This window comes from Okeania sp. SIO2B3 (genome assembly GCF_010672525.1).
Lineage (GTDB): Bacteria > Cyanobacteriota > Cyanobacteriia > Cyanobacteriales > Microcoleaceae > Okeania.
Genome location: NZ_JAAHGH010000037.1, coordinates 14,005 through 35,143, shown reverse-complemented (window position 1 = coordinate 35,143; position 21,139 = coordinate 14,005). Strand labels below are relative to the sequence as shown.

Annotated in this window: 17 protein-coding genes and 1 pseudogene; 6 read left to right on the top strand and 12 right to left on the bottom strand. The window is 37.5% G+C overall.

The window, feature by feature from the left end; genetic code table 11:
* Positions 1-171: 171 nt before the first annotated feature.
* Positions 172-1,815 (bottom strand): DUF2079 domain-containing protein, encoded by a 1,644-nt coding sequence (locus F6K15_RS21600; RefSeq protein WP_293064141.1) that lies wholly within the window; start codon positions 1,813-1,815, stop codon positions 172-174.
* 736 nt (positions 1,816-2,551) lie between these two features.
* Here F6K15_RS21600 and F6K15_RS21595 point away from each other — a divergent pair.
* The 3 genes from F6K15_RS21595 to F6K15_RS21585 all read left to right on the top strand — a co-directional run bounded on the left by F6K15_RS21595 (position 2,552) and on the right by F6K15_RS21585 (position 5,069).
* A complete protein-coding gene (locus F6K15_RS21595) occupies positions 2,552-3,799 on the top strand; it encodes a histidine kinase (RefSeq protein ID WP_293064139.1) in 1,248 nt (415 codons plus the stop codon).
* Positions 3,759-3,917, top strand: a complete 159-nt coding sequence (locus F6K15_RS21590; protein ID WP_293064138.1) for a hypothetical protein — start codon at positions 3,759-3,761, stop codon at positions 3,915-3,917. Before F6K15_RS21595 ends, F6K15_RS21590 begins: the two co-directional genes overlap by 41 nt.
* A gap of 291 nt (positions 3,918-4,208) precedes the next feature.
* On the top strand, positions 4,209-5,069 hold the full coding sequence (locus F6K15_RS21585) for an aldose epimerase (RefSeq protein ID WP_293064136.1): 861 nt from the start codon (positions 4,209-4,211) through the stop codon (positions 5,067-5,069).
* Positions 5,070-5,784: 715 nt separating this feature from the next.
* Here the strand turns inward: F6K15_RS21585 and F6K15_RS21580 are convergent.
* The 6 genes and pseudogenes from F6K15_RS21580 to F6K15_RS21555 form a co-directional block, all read right to left on the bottom strand.
* Positions 5,785-8,508, bottom strand: a complete 2,724-nt coding sequence (locus tag F6K15_RS21580) for a DUF4347 domain-containing protein (RefSeq protein ID WP_293064134.1) — start codon at positions 8,506-8,508, stop codon at positions 5,785-5,787.
* A 207-nt stretch (positions 8,509-8,715) separates the two neighbouring features.
* Positions 8,716-9,198 (bottom strand): annotated as a pseudogene (locus tag F6K15_RS21575) (RNA polymerase sigma factor); the annotation flags it as partial.
* A 220-nt stretch (positions 9,199-9,418) separates the two neighbouring features.
* Positions 9,419-9,679 carry an RNA polymerase sigma factor gene (locus tag F6K15_RS21570; protein ID WP_293064131.1) on the bottom strand — a complete coding sequence of 87 codons (261 nt, stop codon included), beginning with the start codon at positions 9,677-9,679 and terminating at the stop codon, positions 9,419-9,421.
* 509 nt (positions 9,680-10,188) lie between these two features.
* Entirely contained in the window at positions 10,189-11,454 is a 1,266-nt protein-coding gene (locus F6K15_RS21565) for a tetratricopeptide repeat protein (RefSeq protein WP_293064128.1), read from the bottom strand.
* Positions 11,455-11,887: 433 nt separating this feature from the next.
* Positions 11,888-12,274, bottom strand: a complete 387-nt coding sequence (locus tag F6K15_RS21560; protein ID WP_293064125.1) for a VOC family protein — start codon at positions 12,272-12,274, stop codon at positions 11,888-11,890.
* Between the two features lie 420 nt (positions 12,275-12,694).
* Positions 12,695-13,090, bottom strand: a complete 396-nt coding sequence (locus F6K15_RS21555; protein ID WP_293064122.1) for a Fur family transcriptional regulator — start codon at positions 13,088-13,090, stop codon at positions 12,695-12,697.
* Between the two features lie 200 nt (positions 13,091-13,290).
* Between F6K15_RS21555 and rd the strand changes: the two genes are divergently transcribed.
* Positions 13,291-14,004, top strand: coding sequence for a rubredoxin (gene rd / locus F6K15_RS38535; protein ID WP_363268439.1), 714 nt, complete (start codon positions 13,291-13,293; stop codon positions 14,002-14,004).
* A 273-nt stretch (positions 14,005-14,277) separates the two neighbouring features.
* On the top strand, positions 14,278-16,749 hold the full coding sequence (locus tag F6K15_RS21540) for an AAA family ATPase (protein ID WP_293064119.1): 2,472 nt from the start codon (positions 14,278-14,280) through the stop codon (positions 16,747-16,749).
* 253 nt (positions 16,750-17,002) lie between these two features.
* Here F6K15_RS21540 and F6K15_RS21535 read toward each other — a convergent pair whose 3' ends face one another.
* Positions 17,003-17,635, bottom strand: coding sequence for a ThiF family adenylyltransferase (locus F6K15_RS21535; protein ID WP_293064117.1), 633 nt, complete (start codon positions 17,633-17,635; stop codon positions 17,003-17,005).
* Positions 17,636-18,163: 528 nt separating this feature from the next.
* Between F6K15_RS21535 and F6K15_RS21530 the strand changes: the two genes are divergently transcribed.
* Positions 18,164-18,517 (top strand): four helix bundle protein, encoded by a 354-nt coding sequence (locus F6K15_RS21530; protein WP_293064114.1) that lies wholly within the window; start codon positions 18,164-18,166, stop codon positions 18,515-18,517.
* A gap of 26 nt (positions 18,518-18,543) precedes the next feature.
* Here the strand turns inward: F6K15_RS21530 and F6K15_RS21525 are convergent, their stop codons facing one another.
* The 4 genes from F6K15_RS21525 to F6K15_RS21510 form a co-directional block, all read right to left on the bottom strand.
* A complete protein-coding gene (locus tag F6K15_RS21525) occupies positions 18,544-19,431 on the bottom strand; it encodes a hypothetical protein (protein ID WP_293064111.1) in 888 nt (295 codons plus the stop codon).
* A gap of 509 nt (positions 19,432-19,940) precedes the next feature.
* The gene (locus tag F6K15_RS21520; protein ID WP_293064108.1) at positions 19,941-20,072 is read right to left on the bottom strand and encodes a hypothetical protein; all 132 of its coding nucleotides are present in this window, start codon (positions 20,070-20,072) and stop codon (positions 19,941-19,943) included.
* A gap of 2 nt (positions 20,073-20,074) precedes the next feature.
* The gene (locus F6K15_RS21515; RefSeq protein ID WP_293064106.1) at positions 20,075-20,263 is read right to left on the bottom strand and encodes a cyanobactin biosynthesis PatC/TenC/TruC family protein; all 189 of its coding nucleotides are present in this window, start codon (positions 20,261-20,263) and stop codon (positions 20,075-20,077) included.
* 297 nt (positions 20,264-20,560) lie between these two features.
* Positions 20,561-20,758, bottom strand: a complete 198-nt coding sequence (locus tag F6K15_RS21510) for a cyanobactin biosynthesis system PatB/AcyB/McaB family protein (protein ID WP_293064103.1) — start codon at positions 20,756-20,758, stop codon at positions 20,561-20,563.
* Positions 20,759-21,139: the final 381 nt, after the last annotated feature.

Below are 21,139 nucleotides of genomic sequence, written 5' to 3'. Positions count from 1 at the left end.
TTATAAAGCTCTTCAATGCGAGGTACAATTTTCTCTAGTCCAGTAGGGTGCGTTAGGCGCTTACTACAAACTACGGTTGAACTGTAAAATATTATGTTGCGCCGTAACGCACCGTTGAGTAGTTTGTAGCTATCTCAAATATCTCGCTCAGTTACGCTGGGCTAACACATCCTACTGAACTCCTGACTCCTGTCTCCTGACTCCTTCTTCAAAATTTTGCCATCCATCAACAGCATCAGGATTAGAAACAACTCCCTTTTCCATCAACACCACACCATCTGCAAAACCAGTGATTCCATATTCACCAGAATTATAAAGTTCTTCAATTCGAGGTACAATTTTTTCTAGTCGTTGGCGATCGCTCTTAAATGCTACTCGATATCTATTCAACCGCCACAGGTCAACCATTATATATTCCACCTTTTCCACCTCTCTAGCATCATTTCTCAATTGCATTCTGGGAAACCGCAAAATTGCTCGACGACCTGATAAGTGAGGAATAATATAAGTTGTTGCTGCCACACTAGCATCATCAGGAATTTTCCCTAACAATGGTCGCATTTGACTAACGTGCTGCCACTGCTGATGTGCAGGTACATAGACCCAAGGTTGTACTGAGTCTGGCACCAAAAAATAGAAGGTACGATTAGGATTAGATGTAAATGTAAAAAATAGTGACAAGCAAAGACAAATTACCCAGAAACGCTGAAACTTTGGTGATGGCAGTTGTGAATTTTCAACTTCTGATTCTCTCTTTCCCCACCATAAAATTGCACCGTAAAATAATCCAGGTACCACTGTCATTGCGTAGCGAATTGTAATTGACAGTACAGACAAACCCTGAGCAGAAAATAACTTTAACAAAGGAAACCCGGCGACCATCCAAGCAGCAGGAGCAACAGCAGGGACAAATGCTAGAGGCAACCATTGACCCAATAAATATTTGATGGTGCCAAAGAATGGGGTAAAAATTTCTCCAATTAAACGCCAAGGGTTGCTAATCATACCCCAAATAATTTCTAGAGTAGAAGCTTCTTCTCCTTCTGCATATTGACCGAATCTTTCCATCATAAATCTCTGGGAAATATCTTCGGAAAATATAGGCATAATCAGATTTGTTAAAGCCACCATATAAACAAAACTGAGAGTACAAATAGCTAAACCTATTTTGGGGTAACGTTTACTCAAAATTAGATAGAATCCTACTCCAAATAAAACTACTCCCGCATCTTCCCTCACTGCTAAAATTAATATTGCTAAAATCCAAAATATAGACCATCGGCGTTTTTCCATTGCCAATAGTAGGCTAAATACAAATATAGGTATCTGACAAATATCATGGAAATTTGCCAGAGTAGGGCCAATTACTGCATTAGCACAATAGAAGCTAATGGTAATCATTACTGATAAGGGTGGCTGGAGATAGTGCCTAGCTAAAATGTATAAAACTAAACCAGCACCAGTAACTAATGTGACTTGTAAAATTGTTAAGGTGATGGGATATGGAAATAGAGCATATATTGGCAGCCACAATAATAGGGCTGGAGTAAAATGTTGGCCTAAGCGGTGATAGTATACTTCTGGTATTTGGCCTTGATGAACTACATTTGTTGAAAGAGCAGAAGACAGAGAACTTTGAAAAAAACGACCGTGCATACTATTCCAGAATACTTGGTTAAATATACCTTGGTCGTAAGAGGCGTAAAAACTATAATAGCGGTGCAGATTAAATAATAGACAGAGAACAAAGAAAGCGATCGCCGCCACAAGCACCATTCTGAGGGACTGATTTTTTTGCCAGCTAACCAACTTCATCCACTTTTAGAAATATTTCAAAATTAAAATTTTATAGTGCTACGCCCTAGGGAATAGGGAATAGTAAACTGTTAAAGGGTTTTCGGTGCGGAAACGCTCCACGAACAGGGTTTAGAAATGTCAAACACCTTAATGCGTAGCGCTATAAAAAAAATTTTAGAGTATAGCAATGTGCCCTGGCATATTTACAAATTACAAGAACTGTCCAATAGCTAAAAGTCTTATATTATCGTTTTTTATTCCCCTCCTGGGAGGGGGAGGAGCGAGGGGTGGGTTGCCTGTTGCCTGTTGCCTGTTGCCTGTTGCCTGTTGCCTGTTGCCTGTGCACAACGCTATAAATGAGGCACGAAGTCATCAGAGTATCCTCAGCAAACCCACAATTACCATAAAATTTAAGCTTGCAGTATACCACTTACCAGAAAATTCTCCCTCACTTGAGTCATTATAACCACTGGTAAGATTTATCTGTGCTTATATACTATAAAATATCAATTATGTCAAGTAAGCATTAGATAATCTCAATATACTCTAGAAGGCGAATTTAAAGTATTAGTGTCACAATATAAAATAGATATTAAATTATCTCAGAAACTAATTTTCTTTTATAGGCCATTAATAGAAAAATATAAAATTCATCCAATTAGTTTTTTAATCGTAAGTGGTAAACCCCGCCCCGCTTACATGATCGGGCCAAGTATCTAGGTAGGCGGGAATATTCAATATGGATTACTACTAAATGGTAAATTATTCTATTTGCAAAACAGATGCTAATAGCCTATCCCACTTACCTAGAGATTTTGTACAGGTGTCTTCAGAAAAATCTAATAATAATAATGAGCAGGGATTTTTACAGATTTTATTGTTTATCAATAAACGTCCTGGCTCTCAAGAGCAAATTCAAGCCATTCGTAAGTCTCTCAACAATTTAAAAAAAGATTATGATTATCCTTTTGAATTTCAAGTCATTGACGTAGAAGAAAAACCCTATATGGCAGAGCACTTCAAGTTAATTGCTACTCCTGCCCTACTCAAAATTTATCCTGAACCGAGACAAACCTTAACTGGTACAGATTTAATTGCCAAATTGGAATATTGGTGGCCACGCTGGCAACGTTCCATCGCCGAATATTGGCACACTCATAACTCTCAAGCTCAGTCTAAACAGGTCCCAGATCAAAAATTATCTGTTAGTTCCATCGACTGTGCAGCAGAATTAATGCAAATGTCAGATGAGATTTTTCGTCTCAAACAGGAAAAGGAACTACTTCAAGCTCAACTAAGATTTAAAGACCGTATTGTGGCCATGTTGGCTCACGACTTACGCAACCCTTTGACAGCAGTGTCATTGGCTCTAGAGACTTTAGAATCAACTCAAAAAACTGCTAATAGTGAATTTCCCAGAAGTTCTCCAACTCTTATGGAAAGGTTAATTAAGCAGGCACGTTACCAAGTTCGCGCGATCGACAGAATGATTACAGATATTCTGGAGAGGCCAAGAGGCAAAAGTACGCAGTTACAAATTCAGCCTGAAAAATTAGATTTGGGGGCATTGTGTCGCGAGGTGATAATTAGTTTTCGAGACCGACTTAAGTCAAAAGATTTGCAGTTGAAAACGGATATTCCTCATGATTTACCATTAGTTTATGCTGACCGAGAAAGAATACGTCAGGTAATAGTTAATGTGTTGGATAATGCCATTAAGTATACTCCTAAACAAGGAAAAATACAGGTGTTAATCCTCGATCGCACTACTCAAAAGATTCAAGTGACAATTTGTGATAGTGGTCCTGGTATTCCTAAAGAAAATCACGGTCGTATTTTTGAAGATAGTTTTAGGCTCAAGCGTGATGAGTCAAAAGAAGGTTATGGTATTGGTCTAGCTCTATGTCAGAGGATTATTTTATCCCACTATGGCAAAATTTGGGTAGAGTCTAGTCCAAATAATGGTAGTTGTTTTAAGTTTACTTTACCAGTTTATCGGTGAGGAGATGGGGAGATGGGGAGATGGGGAGATGGGGAGATGGGGAGATGGGGAGATGGGGAGATGGGGAGATGGGGAGATGGGGAGATGGGGAGATGGGGAAATATTTGGTAATGGTTGAAGATGGAACATTTTTTACGTGCCGAATTAAACAGATTTGATATAGAATATCACTTCTAACTTTTAACTTCTAACTTTTAACTTTTGACTTTTGACTTTTGACTTTAGTGAATGGGGAGATGAGGAGATGGAACATTTTTTGATACCGAATTAAGCGTATTTGATATAGAATATCACTTTTAACTTTTAACTTTTGACTTTTGACTTTAAATTCCACATTATGTCCAAAATGAATAGTTTTTCAGACTATTTTATGAGATTTTAATGGCAGTTGTTTATAGGTAAATTATCTATGCCTGCTAATATTGGACAAAATCAACCCTATATCCTTTCTGATGAAACTACTCAGTCTATGGTAGTTGTTGTTCCCGAACGAGGTGGCATCATTACTGACTGGCGTACTCAAGACCAAAAAATATTTTACCTTGATAAGGAACGTTTTGCTGACCCCACTCTTTCGGTGCGCGGTGGTATTCCTCTATTGTTTCCTATTTGTGGCAACGTGGTTGACGATACCTATACGTTAGATGGAGAAAGCTACAAAATCAAGCAACATGGTTTTGCTCGTACCCTCCCTTGGGAAGTTACACAACAGTCTACTGAAAATGGCGCAAGTATTACTGTGACTCTTCGCAGCAGTGATGAAACTCGCGCAGTATATCCATTTAATTTTGAGTTGAATTATACCTATATATTGCGGGGTAATACTCTAGAGATGCGATATTCTCACACGAATTTGTCTCAGAAACCTATGCCATTTGCTACAGGAATTCATCCTTATTTTGCTGTGACTGATAAGAGTCAATTAGAGTTTGATTTACCTTCAAATGAGTATAAACTTAAGGGCGAACAAACTGTTAATACTTTTTCTGGAGAGTTTGATTTTAATGCCGAAGAAATTGATTGGGCTTTTGTAAATTTGTCGAAACAATCAGCGGTAGTTACTGATAAAAGTCGTAATTTAAAGTTAACTATTAACTACGATAGTAATTACTCTACTCTAGTTTTTTGGACTGTAAAAGGTAAAGATTTTTATTGTTTAGAACCTTGGACTGCACCTCGGAATGCTATGAATACTGGGGAAAGTTTATTAATTGCTGAACCGGGTAAAACTGTGGAAACAGTTATTAGTATGACTGTGGAAATTGGCTAGCTTTAAAAAAGCGGTCAGCATTTCAGCACTCAGCACTCAGCATTATAACGTTTAGAAGGGGATTTAAACTAAAGTAGGGACGAATGCCATTTGCCCTGACAAGCTGATGTTAATGGGGAAATGCTTGTAGTGCGGGCATCTTGCCCGCGATGGTTGTGCCTCACCAAGATACAATCTGTTGTATAACTATCTAGCAGATTTTCCTATACGAATGATTTGCGTTGGCGGAGCAAGTGCGGCAGCTACATCGCCTCCTGCCTCATACTATACAGCGCTTTTCAAATTGATGGACTACATCTTCACAAGCAAAACCTTGTAGGGACGTTCCCATGGGAACGTCCTTACTGTGGTTTACCCAAATGAAAACTGCTGTAAGTCTAAATACTTATATCATGTTCGGATAATCAGTTATAAAAAACCTTCTGCCTTCTAACCTTGCTCTTTCCCTTCTGCCTCACAGGAGTGCGCATTCCCTCTCTTGGTCGGCGTTCCGCAAGCGAGCTGGCGTCGTCGCGGGGTCCGACCGCTTGCGTCTGACGCGCCCCGCGGGGTCGCACCGCTTCTGCCCTCTGCCTCCTGCCTTCGGTCCACAGATATTATAAGTATTCAACCGAACATGATATTACTCAAGTTTCCGTTCTTTATATACTACATTTTGTCGTGCGGAATGTAGGTAATAATATTACTAGTAATTTCAGTCAGGAGTCGGTTCCGGTTAAGGAGCAGGAACAGGTACACTAAAATCATCAGCACCAACTAAGCCAAAATTAATACCCGACAACCTAGCTAAAGCTTCCCCAGTCGCAGCAACCTTAATCAAAGTGGTACTGCCGCTCCTGACAATATCTAAGTCATCAAAACCTATACCTTCTAATTGAATAATATCCGTGCCATTCTCAAACCGTTGAATCAGGTCTATACCCATTCCTGGACCGATGATGAATGTATCTATTCCTGCACCGCCATTATACCTGTCGTTGCCAAGACCTCCATTCAAAGTATCATCTCCTGCACCACCGTTGAGGATGTCGTTACCATTGTCACCCAGGAGTAGGTCGTTGCCACTGTCTCCATTGAGTATGTCGTTGCCTACACCTCCATCTAAGGTGTCATCATTGTTACCACCATAAATAATGTCATTACCTTCATTTCCCTCAATGTGATCATTTCCTCCTTGGCCGTATACTATGTCATTCCCTGCTAATGCTGAGTAATTTTCTGCAATGTTGGTGCCTCGAAATATATCCCCGCCAGGAGTTCCTTCCAATGTGGGAGTTTCATTAATGTCGTTAACATTAATTGTCAACTGCTCTTGATAAGTATTTCCTGCTGTATCAGTGGTCTGAACTCGGATATTGTAACTAGACTGAGTTTCATAGTCTGGGGAACTATTGACTAGCAGTTGGTCGTTGTTTGTACCGCCAATGGTGAAGGCTGTGTTATCTGTATCTCCATCTCCTGAGACTAAATCATAAGTAAAGGTATCTCCAGAGTCAGGATCGGTGGTAGTAAGTGTACCAACTACGCTGTTAGCTGCTACGTTTTCGTCAATAGTGTTGTTGTCAAGGCTGATGTCTGTAGGAGAGGCATTATCAGTAAACTTAACTACATAGCTATCAACACTGCCATTACTGGTCAAATCATTGTTGCCATCAGAGTCGATGTCGATGCTGCCCTCGAAAGATCCAGTAGCCCAGACATTACCATTGCTGTCCGTGGCTATGCCATTGCCCACGTCACCACTGCTACCGCCGATATTTTGAGCAAACAGGAAGTTGCCATCACTGTCGAATTTAGCTACATAGCTATCAACACTGCCATTACTGGTCAAATCATTGTTGCCATCAGAGTCGATGTCGATGCTGCCATTGAAAAATCCAGTAGCCCAGACATTACCATCGCTGTCCGTGGCTATGCCATTGCCCCTGTCAAAACCGCTACCGCCGATATTTTGAGCAAACTGCAAATTGCCATCACTGTCGAATTTGGCTACATAGCTATCAAAATCGCCATTACTGGTCAAATCATCCGTGCCATCAGAGTCGATGTCGATGCTGCCATTGAAAAATCCAGTAGCCCAGACATTACCATTGCTGTCCGTGGCTATGCCTAAGCCCACGTCAAAACCGCTACCGCCGATATTTTGAGCAAACTGCAAATTGCCATCACTGTCGAATTTGGCTACATAGCTATCAGCATTGCCATTATTGGTCAAATCATTGTTGCCATCAGAGTCGATGTCGATGCTGCCCTCGAAAGATCCAGTAGCCCAGACATTACCATTGCTGTCCATGGCTATGCCATTGCCCTGGTCAACAGTGCTACCACCGATATTTTGAGCAAACAGGAAGTTGCCATCACTGTCGAATTTAGCTACATAGCTATCAACACTGCCATTACTGGTCAAATCATTATTGCCATCAGAGTCGATGTCGATGCTGCCATTGAAAGATCCAGTAGCCCAGACATTACCATCGCTGTCGGTGGCTATGCCGAAGCCCGCGTCAAAACCGCTACCGCCGATATTTTGAGCAAACAGGAAGTTGCCATCACTGTCGAATTTGGCTACATAGCTATCAAGAATTCCATTACTGGTCAAATCATCTGTGCCATCAGAGTCGATGTCGATGCTGCCAGAGAAAAATCCAGTAGCCCAGACATTACCATCGCTGTCCGTGGCTATGCCTATGCCCTGGTCAACAATGCTACCGCCGATATTTTGGGCAAACAGCAAGTTGCCATCACTGTCGAACTTGGCTACATAGCTATCAGCACTGCCATTACTGGTCAAATCATTATTGCCATCAGAGTCGATGTCGATGCTGCCCTCGAAAGATCCAGTAGCCCAGACATTACCATCGCTGTCGGTGGCTATGCCTAAGCCCTGGTCATTACTGTTACCACCGATATTTTGGGCAAATTCCAGTTGCAAGTTGAGGACACCACTATAAGTTCCCATTACTTCTGTTTGTAGTGCTGTGGTTAGGTTGGCTTTACCTATATTTACCTCTAACTCCCAGTTACCACCTTTAGTTGCATTTCCTGTCAAAGTCTCAGAAGCTGCAATATTGGCTCTTGTAAAACCCTGCAATTTACTGACAAACTCTTCTCCCGCATCCCCAGCAGCAACATGACAACCATAAAGCAGCAGGTTATCAATATCCCACTGTTGCAGTTGAGGTGCATATTGTTTAAGGGTATCTAAACTCAATTGAGTATTTCCCAGGTACAAACATCCAGGGGCACCGTGAGAAATAATATGAACAGTTTTTTGTCCTGGATATTGTTGTAATATTTGGTCTATTTGTTGGATACCGTCAGTGGCAGTATTCAGAATAAAAGGTTGAGCTTCCGCAACTACACCATCAAATAATTGTTGATAGTTGTCAACTCCGGCATCGATAAAAACTAGAGTGGAAGTTTTAGTAGTATTGTTCATTTTATTCCTTGGGAAAATTTATTGGTTAAATTGATCGCTGAAATGACTTCTACCTTGTTGTTGTCCAAGGTAGGCACTATATTTATGTATCTACTTAGTCGGTTACCGAAAAATTGTGGTTTAAAGCCTCCCCTTGATCGGGGATAATAAAGAAAAATTTTCATTATTAGTCAATCCTATCCGCTTTCAAGGAGAGGTAATTATTCATTATTCATTATTCATTATTAATTGTTGAAGTTTGCGTTGTTTTTTAACTTTCGGCTTTTGCTTAGTCCCTCTCAATAATTCTACTAACACTGACAGAGTAATGAGCTGTTGTTCTCCATTCCCAACATTTTCTATTTCCGGCAACTCCTCCTCAAAAGTTGCCTCGACTAAAATAGGCTCACTTTTCTCTTCAGAAAAAACTGCCTCCTGGGGTTTCTCTAGAACAACAATTTTTGTTTCCAACTCTTGAGGTGGGGAATTTTCTACTTTGTGAGACTCAACAATAACTACTTCTTCTTGCCTTTGATATTCCTCGTACCTTTTTCGCAAAATAGCTCGTGCTTGAGAAATTAGCTTGCGGACATTAGGGTAAGAAATATTCAGCTCTGTAGCTATCTCTTGATAAGAGTATTGTTTCTCAAAATAGAGAACAAAAGTTTCCCGTAGTCTCTTTGGTAGATCGTCAATGGCCAGGCAAAAAAATTTTTCTAGTTCTTGTTATGTAGCAGCAAGAATTGGACTTTCTTCTTGAGAAACCCCATTAGAAATAACCGAGTCTACATCTTCAACCTCTAGATCGTACAGAGTACGCTGCTTATATCATGTCCGGTTGAACAGTTATAAATAAACGACGAAGGAGTCAGGAGACAGGAGACAGGAGGGTAGAAAGAATGAAGAAGGAGAAAGTTTTTTGATCACGCTCTTATCCGGACATGATATTAAATAGATCCATGCAAAGATTATAAGTTAGTTTAACCAACCAAGCTTTAAAATTCTCAATTGCTTTGGTGGAGTGTTGTATTTTTTCCCTAGCCTTGAGCATGGCCATACTCAGAGCATCTTCTGCTTGTGTGGGGTTGCCTCCCATCCATTTGATACAGCAACGGTAGAGATAGTCTTGATGCTCTTGCCATTGTTGCCAAAATACTGAATCAATATCTGCAGTCCTTTTGTGTCTATCCAAGATTTTAAGTTTTTATTCAAAACAACACATTTGGGTAGTTTCCCTGGTTTTCTATCAGTAGGAAGTATATTGTTATTTAACGATCTAATTTCCTATAGTTTAATTTTTAGCTTTTGTTAACATATTACTTATTTAATTATTACTTATTTAGTTATTACTTATCAGGACAAAAATTTTAAAGATTTTAGTAAAATTATAGATAGAGGTTATTTGAGTCAATTTACTGATAATTTCTTCTTAAAAAAGATAATTTTTGTTATTCTAGCGATCGCTTTATAGGGGTTAACTAGCTATCAGCTATTAGCCTAAAAATTTGCGCATTTAATACAGCTAATTCCAGCGTTGGGATTGAGGGCGAATGGCATTTGCGCTCCGCAGAGCTGCCGCTAACGCCTCTACAGATGATGGTTTAAAAGTCAATTTGCGTAACTACTGTGTATATGTTTCAAATTCTATAATTACTCCCCCACTCCCCTACTCCCCTACTCCCCTACTCCCCTACTCCCTTACTATTGTTGATAATCAGATATAACTTTTTCCAAATACCAAATCCTATCTCTTCCAGGATATTTTTCTCGGACTTTTGCAATTAATCTTTCTGCCATTTCCCAATGCCCACCAACCATTTTTAAAAGTTTTTGTTGTAGTTGTTTATATTGATTATCTTCATTAATATTTTGATTTTGACTAGGAGCAGTTCCCTGAATTTTCTTCAAGTTATCTAAGGTTTTTTTATAATTATTCCAATCTTCAGCATCCCCGAATAATTTAGCAGCATTCTGATAATCATCTATGGCTTTTTTCATTTCTTCTAAACGGGAATAAACAATGCCTCGATGATAAAAAGCTTTGGCTTCATTAGGGTTAATTTTTAATGCTTGTTCATAATCTTTCATTGCCTCTTGATATGCTCCCATATCCCGATAAGTATTTCCCCGACTTACATAAATAAGTGAATTATTCGGTTCAATTTTTAAAGCTGCATCAAAGTCAGCGATCGCCCCTTTAAAATCTCCCATTTTACTGCGAATTATCCCTCGATTTTGATAAGCTAAAATATCTCGGTCGTTAAATTGCAAGGCTTGATTAAAGTCTGATATTGCGCCTAAATTATCCCCTTGTTTATGACGAATAATTCCTCGACAACAATAGGCTTGAGAATCTTTTGGATCTACTTGTAAAGCCCAGTTTAAATCTGATATTACTCCCTGGCGATCGCCTTTTTCAAATTTTCTTAAAATCTTAGCTAAAAATGTTTTACTATCTCCTTTTTGGAGATTATTTTCAATTTTTACAGCAGTAGTAGATACAGATTGTATTTGTTTAATATTATCCAAACATTTCCGACAATTAACTGCATCTTTCTGTTCTAAATACAATTCTGCTCCTCGCTTAAAATTCTCTATTGCATCTGCTTGATTATGTTGTTTACGGTAAGCATTACCTAACAATTTATATGCCGGAGCATAGTGATTATTAATAGCAATTATTTGATTCGCATCTACAATAGTTGCCGAAATATCTTTTACTGCCAACTTAGCAATACCACGAGCTAAATAAGCATCTATATAATTAGGATTAATTGCCAAAGCTTGAGTATAATCAGCAATGGCTTCATTGTTATTTCCTAAATCAAACTTTGCTAAACCTCGGCCATAAAAAGCTTCAGCAAAATTAGGATTAATTTCTATAACTCGACTAAAATATTGAATTGCTGCCTGATAGTCTTTAGCACGAGATTTTGCTACTGCTTGCTTATAGATTTCTTGTTCCATTAAATTCTAAATTAATTGTTTTATAAATAATCCTAGCATTTATTTGAAGGAAGAAGGAAGAAGGAAGAAGGAAGAAGGAAAAAGTGGATAGGTACTCAAACCCCTTCTTGAGTAGCTAGGGACGTTGTATGCAACGTCCGTACAGGGAGATAACCCACCCCTAACCCCTCCCAGGAGGGGAATTCATTAATTGATAATGGATAATTACCTCTGGTTAAAACCGCTGTTGATTGAATATAAGGAAATATTATTTCTTCTCTTGGTTGATTGGATATGGCGAGGGGACCTCGCCATCCCTCAACCGCTTTTTTCCCCTTGAAAAGGAAGGCTTTAGACCTTATTTTTTGCTAAACAATTAATAATTATCTCTCCTTGAAAAGAAGAGGTAATTATTAATTATTAATTGTTAATTATTAATTGTTAATTGCCTTCTTCAACTTTCATAAATTTCCAGAGGCAACCCATCTGGATCGGGAAAGAAAGTAAAACGTTTGCCAGTTATTTCATCAATTCTAATATCTTCTACTTCTATATTGTGAGACTTCAAATAATCGACAGATTCATCAATATTATCTACTTCTAAAGCTAAATGTCTCAAACCACAAGCTTCTGGACGAGTTAATCTTTTTGGAGGGTTGGGAAATGAAAATAACTCTATGCGATCGCCACTTCCTACAAGTAAATCTAATTTATAAGAATTGCGTGGTTTTCTCCAAGTTTCTTGAATAATTTCAAACCCTAAAATGTTCACATAAAAATGTTTTGATTTTTCATAATCAGAGCAAATAATTGCAACGTGGTTGAAGCTTTTGATTTTCATAGGGTAATCCTGTAGTTGGCAATAGTAATTAACAAAAAGAATATCATAAACGAAGGCAGAGAGCAGAAGGAAAAATTGGTTGGAGTTTGAGTCTCCCATCGATTTTTTCTTCCTTCCTTCTTCCTTCTTATTTCTTAGTGATACTAAAATATTCGCGAGCAAGATGCTCGCACTATCAAATTTATCTTTTCCCTGATGGGTTTAATACCCCAATGTCACCCGCAGTGCCCAGAATTGGTTGGGTATCATTCGAGGGTCGTGGCAACTTTTTAGTATCCCTTCTTTCTTACTTCTTCCTTCTTACTTCTTTCTTCTTTTTTAGCGATACTAAAATATTCGCGAGCAAGATGCTCGCACTATTTTTCTCTTATTCTTTCTTCCTTCTTCCTTCTTTCTTCTTCCTTCTTCCTTCTTCAATACCTATACTTTATTACAACTTTCACGACTGCATGTACCCTTAACAATAACCTCATAACTTTCAGGATAAATTCCTGGTGGTAAGCGATCTACTTGTAAATTACTAAAAATTTCCCAGTCTAAGTCAACGATCGCGCCACACTTTTGACAGCAAAAATGATGATGAGGTTTAACGTTAGCATCATAACGAGTTACTCCCTCTTCCAGCAATACTTCTTTAACTAACCCTACTTCTCGTAACACAGTTAGGGCGCTATAAATAGTTGCCTTGGAAGAAATTGGTAACTCACGGTTGACTTCACTCAATATCTCCTCAACTGTGGGATGGTCTGAACGAGATAAAAGATTAGCATAAACCGCAAACCGCTGAGGAGTAATTCTCAGTCCTTTAGATTGCATTTCTTTCTTAATATTTGTTGCAGTATAGTTACTGTTCATTAACTTAAGCTTATTATATACATTTTATACCAGCTTCAGATTATAACACATCTCAACAAATATTGGTTGTTAAATTAAATTTAATATTATCCTTGACATTTTCTTAAATCAGAATTATTCTTAGATATAACAGAGTAAAAGAAATAATTCAGGAGAACACCATGGACTTGTCCAACTCTAACACCGCCAAAAACTTGTCTGATGCCTTTGGAGGAGAATCAATGGCTAACCGTAAATATCTCTTCTTTGCCGAAGTAACCAAAAAATTGGGCATGGAAGATTTAGCCAAACTTTTCCGGGAAACAGCTAACCAAGAAACTCAACACGCCTTTTCCCACTTTCGTCTACTTCACCCAGAGTTAGTGGTAGACGACCCATCTACTTTGACTGAAGAGCAGAAAAAAGCGATCGCCTCTCGTTGTCTAGAATTAGCAATTGAAGGAGAGACCTACGAATATACAACCATGTACCCAGAATTTGCCGAGCAAGCACGGGTAGACCGCGATAGTGCAGCAGCAGCAGAATTTAAGGAGCAAGAGGAAGAGTCTCGCGAACACGCTTCCATGTTTCGCCAAGCAACTCATAAGTTTGGTTTATTGACTAGCATTGAGCATCACCACGCGGATCAATATACAGAAGCTCTCGAAGGTTTGAATGGTGTTGCACCGAAACAAAAAGCTGCTGGGAAGGAAGCTGCAACCCGTAAATGGATCTGTCGCGTGTGTTCGATGATTTACGATCCAGTTGTTGGCGACCCTGACTCTGGTATTGCTCCTGGTACAGCATTTGAAGATATTCCTGAAGATTGGTCTTGTCCTATTTGTGGAGCGCAGAAGAAATCTTTTGTTCCTTATGAAGAAGCGGTTGCAGCTTAGGTGTTTTTTTTGCTGAAGGAAGACTGAAGGGAAAAGTTACAGGACTTACGCAAATTCACCTTTAAAACACCATATGTAGGGGCGAATGGCATTCGCCCTTACTTGATTTAATGTCCGCTTGGCTACATTTTAAGTAAAACCAAAACCCGCCTTTATAACCAGATAATTAAGTTCGCACTCTGACTATGGAACCTATGGTGCTGAGTTTGTATGATTGTTTAATTTTAGACTAGAATAGTTAATGTTCACAGCCTAAAATTTATAACTTACTGAATGATTCTCAAAACTTTATACATTCGTTTTTACAAGTCTTTTAATTATGATTACCTAAGAAAGCATCATCGAAATGCTGTACAAAGACCTTGGGAAATGATTGATAAGATGTGGTATCCGTATGTACAAATTCCAATTGATTCCAAAGTAACTACAGTAGTAGGGGCAAACGAGTCTGGAAAGTCTCATTTATTGAGCGCGATTAAAAAGGGAATTTATGGTGAAGGAATTACATATCAAGACTTCTGTCGTTACTCAAAGTTTTTTACGGTTAGACAAAATGAGCTAAGATTGCCTGATTTTGGCTTTGAGTTCTCAAATTTAACTAAGCAAGAGCGGGAAGAAATTTGCCTTGTTTGTTCAATTCCGGAAAATACTGAATTTGATCGTTTCTTTCTCTTCCGAACAGATGGAAAAAATCTTTGTGTTTATATACAGCAGGAAACAGATAATTACAAAAAATATGAAATTACCGATCAAGAAAATATAGCAAAAGTTTCAAAACAATTGCCTAATGTATTTGAGTTAGAAGCAAGAGTTGCTGTTCCTGGAAGTATTCCCATTAAACAACTGGTCAAGAGAATCAAAAACCAAGAAATTAAGAGTACAAAATATGAATTAATAGCACGTCAAGGTCGGGCTAAAGTTCGTGAAATTGTTGATAATATTTTTGACAAATCTGATGCTTATATATCAACAAAAAATTCAATAGTTTCTAGGCAAGATAAAGAAGTAAAAAATAATATTGAATCATTAATTACGATTTTCAATAGTTTAGAAAACTATAACCTTTTAGAGTCGCAAAAAAAAGAATACGATCTTGTTTTTGACTTAATCTGTAAAATTGCTAATATCGATCCAGAAGTATTGCTTACTCTGGCAGATTCCTTAGCAGAAGGAAAAGAAGGTCATGCTAATAGTATGATAGCCCAAATTAATACTCATCTATCTGATAGCCTCAATTTACAAAAGTGGTGGACACAGGATAAGGATTTTGGCTTGCTGGTATCAGCACGAGAACATGATTTAGTATTTACAATTCGCGACCGGACTGGTACTGAATATTCTTTTGAGGAAAGAAGCAATGGACTTAAGTATTTTTTAAGTTATTACATTCAATATCGCGCTCATAAACCCCACCCCGAAAAAGATGAAATTCTCTTGATGGATGAACCAGATGCTTATCTATCTAGCCAAGCTCAACAAGACCTTCTCAAAATATTTGAAAAGTTTTCCAACCCCGATAAAGGAAAGCCTATTCAAGTTATCTATGTGACTCATTCTCCATTTTTAATTGATAGAAACCATGCTGAAAGAATTAGAGTTTTAGATAAAGGAAAAAAAGAAGAAGGAACAAGAGTAGTTAAAGATGTAGCTAGAAATCATTATGAACCACTAAGGTCTGCTTTTGGTGCTTTTTTAGGTGAAACAACTTTTATTGGAAACTGCAATTTAATGGTTGAAGGAGTTGCCGATCAAATTCTAATTGCAGGAGCTTCAACTCATCTATTTCGGAAGGGAGCATCAAAGGAAATAGAAACTCTTGATTTGAATCAAATTACTATTGTTCCAACAGGTTCAGCTTCACATATTCCCTACATGGTTTATCTAGCTCGTGGGAGAGATAAAGAACAACCTGCAGTGATTGTTTTGTTAGATAGTGATGAAGCAGGTAATAATGCAAAGAAAGCTCTAAAAAGAGGGGGAGCAAACAGAAAAGAATTGCTCAAGGAAAGCTTTATTCTTCAGATAGGAGATTTAAAAAAAGATTCGGGTTTAACTTTGCCAGAAGGATTAAGACCAACTGAAATAGAGGATCTTATTCCTTTATCTATTTGTGTAAAAGCTGCTCAAGATTATGCGAAAGATATTTGTCAAGTGGAAAATAGTATTGTTGAGTCTATAACAGAATCAGCTATCTTGGAAAAAATACCAGATAACAAAACTATCTTCAAAGCTATTAAAGCTTATTTTAAAGAGTTATCTGAGGAGGGTTTTCATATTGACAAAGTAGGATTTGCCAGAAATGTAGTTGAGTCTCTTAAAAGTTATAAAGAATATTTTAAAGAGGAAGATGTTACAAATTTTGAAAAAAACTTTAAGATATTATTTTCTGAGTTAAATAAAAGGAAGCGACAAGCTGAAAAAAAGCTAACTCAAGAGCATATTTCACAAAAAAAAGAACGCCTTATAGACTCTTTCCTCCAAGATCATCCTACAGCAGCAAGACGCGAGCAGGCAATAATTTTGTTTGAGGAATTAGAAGCTGTTTTATTAGATGATGATAATAGTGTTGATAACGAAGGAGCTATGAAAATAATTGATAATTTACGCTCCGTTCATCAACTTGGCACTGATATAATAAAAGTCATAGAAGATTATGAATCTTTTCAGCAAGGATTAAAACAAATTAAGTATCTGGAAATAATGGCTAGTCAAGAAAAAGATGATGATTATCAAAATCAGGAATAGGAAAATTTATAATATAAATGGTAATAGTTTAGTTAACTTCATTGCCAAGCTTTATGTCTGATTAAATAACCAATTTTATCTCTGGAATACTAAAAAGATGAACGTCAAATAATCAAGCAGAATATATTTTTGAAATTGAATATATTCGTTATATTCAGTGGGTTACAGAAGATAATTATAAAATTGTGTAATTTTTTAGAATTGTTCTTGCCTAACCCACTCTACTAAGTATTGAAATTCTTTCTTTCCCCCTCTAAAAATCTATAGACCTAACAGCAAAATCTCCTAAAGTCACAGTAAAATTATCCTGCTGTTTTGTCGCTGCAAAATTCACCACAACTTCACAAGCAACAGCAACAGTTAACATTACTAAATTTCTCGCTAATGGATAATCACAAATATCATCATTTACAGGAGAAGGTACTCGATAATTTTCATTCCAAATTATCTCTGAATATTCAGAAGCTAACCCTACATGAAGACAAGAAATATTAGCATCAGCACAATAATTTTTCACAGCACTCCGACTAATACTATTATCAAAAGTGTCAATCACTAACTCACTTTTTCCTAATAGTTTGCCCACATTTTCTCCAGTTAATTTTTGAGTTTGAACATCAATTTTTACTCCTAAAGCACGATAGAGACTATTAGTCAAAATTTTAACCTTAAAAGCTCCTACATCAGAACGATAATAAGGTTGAGTAGATAGGTTACGCTCCTCAATGCGATCGCAATCTATAACCCGTAATTTACTAAACCCAGAACGAGCTAAATTTTCAGTAATATTTGCTCCTAAAGCACCTGCACCACAAATAGTTATTGACAAATTCTTTAGCTTTGTCATAACTTCTGAACTGCGGTAAAGTTGTTCGTGAAAAAACATAGTTTTGAAGGAAGAAGGAAGAGGGAAGAAGGAAGAAGGAAGAAGGAAGAAGGAAGAAGGACTAAAGTTGGAAGTAAGAAGTAAGAAAGAAGGAAAGAAGAAGTAAGAATGACTAAAGTTGGAAGTTAAAAGTTATCAACTCGAAGGAAGAAGGAATATAATTTATTAGGAAGAAGTAATAATCGGTAAAGTTGGAAGTTAAAAGTTATCAATGTTTTGAAGGAAGAAGGACTAAAGTTGGAAATAAGAAGTAAGAAGGAAGGAAAGAAGAAGTAGGAAGGACTAAAGTTAGAAATAAGAAGTAAGAAGGAAGGAAAGAAGAAGTAGGAAGGACTAAAGTTGGAAATTAAAAGTTATCAATTGGAAGAAAGAAGGGATATAATTTATCAGGAAAAAGTAAGAAGGGGTAAAGATTGCTTGGAGTTTATAGACTTGGAGTAGCTTTTTGGAGACTACCCCTATCTACTTTTTCCTTCTTACTTCTTACTTCTTACTTCTTCCTTCTTCCTTCTTAAAGGTATTTAAATTATGGGTAGTCATCGAGAACAATATATATGGAAAAGAGGTGTTAAAATGGCTATTAACTGCTACAAAATAACTCAACATTTTCCCACTTCTGAACTTTACGGTTTAACGAGTCAAATTCGTCGTAGTTGTGTTTCAGTTCCCTCAAATATTGCTGAAGGATATGGCAGAACAAGTAAAGTTGAATATATACGTTTTCTCAGAATTGCTCTAGGTTCTCTCAGAGAGTTAGATACCCAGTTAATTATTGCTAAAGCAGTAAATTTAGCTAAACCAGAACTATTTAATTCTATCATTCAAGAAGTTGATGAACTACAACGTCTTATTATAGCTACTATTCGTAAATTAGAAGCATAATTTTCCTCCTTCTTACTTCCTTCTTCCTACTTTTCGGTCTTTCCTCCTTCCTTCCTTCTTCCTTCTTCCCTCTTCCTTCTTCCTTCTTTAACAACACCCACTAAAGACTGCAAGTCAAAATGTCGATCGCCTCCACTCAGACAAATACCAGCACTCACCACAGTTAAATCATTTTTATCAATAGCAGAAGTATGGTGTTCCCCATCCCTTGTCACCCATTCTACTTGCCAATAAGTAGAGCGATCGCGAAAGTTCTGCAATTCACCCCCTCCCATTTCTAACGCTTCACGCAGTTGTTTTTCATCCCTTTGTTGTTGCATTTGCTTCATAAATTCTTCTTTTTGTCGTGCTACTAAGTCATAAACTGTTTTCATTTCTGGAGTTATCCCCTTAAACTTAACCTCTTTGGGTGGCGTAATATTTTTCAACGCTTCCCGTAACTGTTCCGCAACAAAAGGATCGGCACGGCGATCGATATCTTCAAACCACCAAGAACTACCATCAAATCTAGCAATTATTGACTCAAACATAGCTCCTTCTGTTACTAGATGAACTACTATAGGTTTAGCAAAACCAAAACGTTGTTTAGCATCAGATTCATTAGTTGGATATGCTAGCCATTTTTGCCCTTTTAATTGACAGGCAAGAAATAATCTCAGAGGTTTTAAAAGTTGGAAATATTCCTCTAATTGAGGTAAGCTTGGCTCTTCTACAAATTTTGCTATTTTGTCATTAATTGGTTGAAAAATTCCCCAACCTTCAAATTTTTTGGGTTTAGTTTGAAAGGTATAAACCATTCCTGCTACTCTTGTTTTGACTCGCCCACCTCCCACACAAGGTGCTAGAAATTGAATATTATTTAACTGTGCTTCTTGGGCAGCTAATTGGTTTAATAAATTCCGAATATCTGTCATATTTTTTGATTTATTGAAGAAGGAAGAAGTAATACCAATTTCATAAAATATTGCAAAGCGTGACGACACAGGCAACAGGCAACAGGCAACAGGCAACAGGGAAAGAAAAACATAAATATTAAAGAGGAAAAAAGGTGAAAATTTTAGAATTTATGGAATTTATAATTTTTTCTTTTAGGAATAAATCACAAATTAAGATGTAACTACCTTTTTTGAATTTGGTCTAAGAAGGAAGAGGGAAGTAGGAAGAAGTAAGAGGGAAGAAGTAAGAGGGAAGAATGGGTAAATTTGGAAGTTCAAATTTATTAACTGGAAAGAAGATAGTAATATTTAATTTCTGGAGATGTCTATTTATCAACGAGAAAAGCGAGGAAATAGTATAGTATCAAGATTTTTTAGTTTTAATTTCTTAATATCAAATCCGTTTGCTTGGTGAGCAATATCATTTCTACCGTAAGTAGAGGCAAACTGCCATTTGCCCCTACAATTTTGACTGTTATTTTTTAATTTCAATACTGAATTATAGCAGTCGAAGCAAAAGGTGCGGACAGATCGAAAGCTGAAAACTCAGACAAAGGAAGATTTTTCTTTCTTCCTTCTTCCTTCTTCCTTCTGCTATATACCAATGCTACTGGGTTCAATATCAAGCCCAAATGCGTCCGCGACGGAAAGATGGACTGTCTTCCCTCTTATGGTCTTTGAACATAATTTTCCAACGTGCGTAGTCTTCCAAACCAGTTGCCAGCATCATAGATTTTTGTTCTTGCTCAGATATATCTTGTTTTTCGCTGTCACTTAAATTTTGAGAAGCTTGAGATGTTTGCTCTGACATAATTATCCTTATTATTTAACAACATTAAACTTCTTGCAGAAGTCAGGGAATAGGGAATAGGGGAATGAAATTGTTTATTTGAGATCTTGAATTAATTTAATTAACACTTTTGCAAGAGGTCTATTATAAATTTTTTCAAGATTAGCGATCGCCCAACTATACAGGTGCAAATGACTCTCAACGACCGTTCTTAGAAACCGCTGATTTGTGGGATGCAACTCAGTCTTAAATCATAGTATCATAACACAGATAATTAGAGATTATCACACGATTATACCAGATTATGAGCAACAGTTATTAGCCCCAACCAGAGAACTTGATCTGATTATAAGTCGGATAATTATAGGGAGCTGGATCGTTATAATTAGCCCCATGCATCAAGTCCATACGAATTCTTACTAGATCTTCACCGCGACCATGAACCACATCTACTGCTAGACTGGGAGAAATCAGATCGGGTCTTTTCACTGGAGGTGTTTGTTTCGGTAATCTCATATTTATGATTCCTTACTATAGGTTCAATTTAACTAGCTATCAGCATTTTCCGTACCGGAATGCTCCGCAAACAGCTTTCAGCGTGCTAAAAGCTTGGGTTTAAATCCTCGACTTCTAGTGCAGGATAGCAGAAATAACTAACCAGTTACAAAATCCTAAAAGCCTTACCAATCAAAAATGATTGACTTTTAAATTTTGACTTTTGACTTCCGCGTAGCAGCACTAGCTTGTCATTTAATTTTAGGAGGGGTCGCGTATCCCCTTTCCGTACCGGAATACTCCGCAAACGCGCTCGTGCTGACTTCTAAAGGCCGATCAACTGAAAGCGGAGCATTCCAGACCGAAATGCTTTTTAACAATTATAATGTTAACAGCAATAGA

Excerpts from the sequence above, each read along its gene's own strand:
- F6K15_RS21600 (WP_293064141.1), bottom strand. The coding sequence starts at position 1,815 with ATGAAGTTGGTTAGCTGGCAAAAAAATCAGTCCCTCAGAATGGTGCTT.
- F6K15_RS21595 (WP_293064139.1), top strand. The coding sequence starts at position 2,552 with ATGGTAAATTATTCTATTTGCAAAACAGATGCTAATAGCCTATCCCAC.
- F6K15_RS21590 (WP_293064138.1), top strand. The coding sequence starts at position 3,759 with ATGGTAGTTGTTTTAAGTTTACTTTACCAGTTTATCGGTGAGGAGATG.
- F6K15_RS21585 (WP_293064136.1), top strand. The coding sequence starts at position 4,209 with ATGCCTGCTAATATTGGACAAAATCAACCCTATATCCTTTCTGATGAA.
- F6K15_RS21580 (WP_293064134.1), bottom strand. The coding sequence starts at position 8,508 with ATGAACAATACTACTAAAACTTCCACTCTAGTTTTTATCGATGCCGGA.
- F6K15_RS21565 (WP_293064128.1), bottom strand. The coding sequence starts at position 11,454 with ATGGAACAAGAAATCTATAAGCAAGCAGTAGCAAAATCTCGTGCTAAA.
- F6K15_RS21560 (WP_293064125.1), bottom strand. The coding sequence starts at position 12,274 with ATGAAAATCAAAAGCTTCAACCACGTTGCAATTATTTGCTCTGATTAT.
- F6K15_RS21555 (WP_293064122.1), bottom strand. The coding sequence starts at position 13,090 with ATGCAATCTAAAGGACTGAGAATTACTCCTCAGCGGTTTGCGGTTTAT.
- rd (WP_363268439.1), top strand. The coding sequence starts at position 13,291 with ATGGACTTGTCCAACTCTAACACCGCCAAAAACTTGTCTGATGCCTTT.
- F6K15_RS21540 (WP_293064119.1), top strand. The coding sequence starts at position 14,278 with ATGATTCTCAAAACTTTATACATTCGTTTTTACAAGTCTTTTAATTAT.
- F6K15_RS21535 (WP_293064117.1), bottom strand. The coding sequence starts at position 17,635 with ATGTTTTTTCACGAACAACTTTACCGCAGTTCAGAAGTTATGACAAAG.
- F6K15_RS21530 (WP_293064114.1), top strand. The coding sequence starts at position 18,164 with ATGGGTAGTCATCGAGAACAATATATATGGAAAAGAGGTGTTAAAATG.
- F6K15_RS21525 (WP_293064111.1), bottom strand. The coding sequence starts at position 19,431 with ATGACAGATATTCGGAATTTATTAAACCAATTAGCTGCCCAAGAAGCA.
- F6K15_RS21515 (WP_293064106.1), bottom strand. The coding sequence starts at position 20,263 with ATGTCAGAGCAAACATCTCAAGCTTCTCAAAATTTAAGTGACAGCGAA.
- F6K15_RS21510 (WP_293064103.1), bottom strand. The coding sequence starts at position 20,758 with ATGAGATTACCGAAACAAACACCTCCAGTGAAAAGACCCGATCTGATT.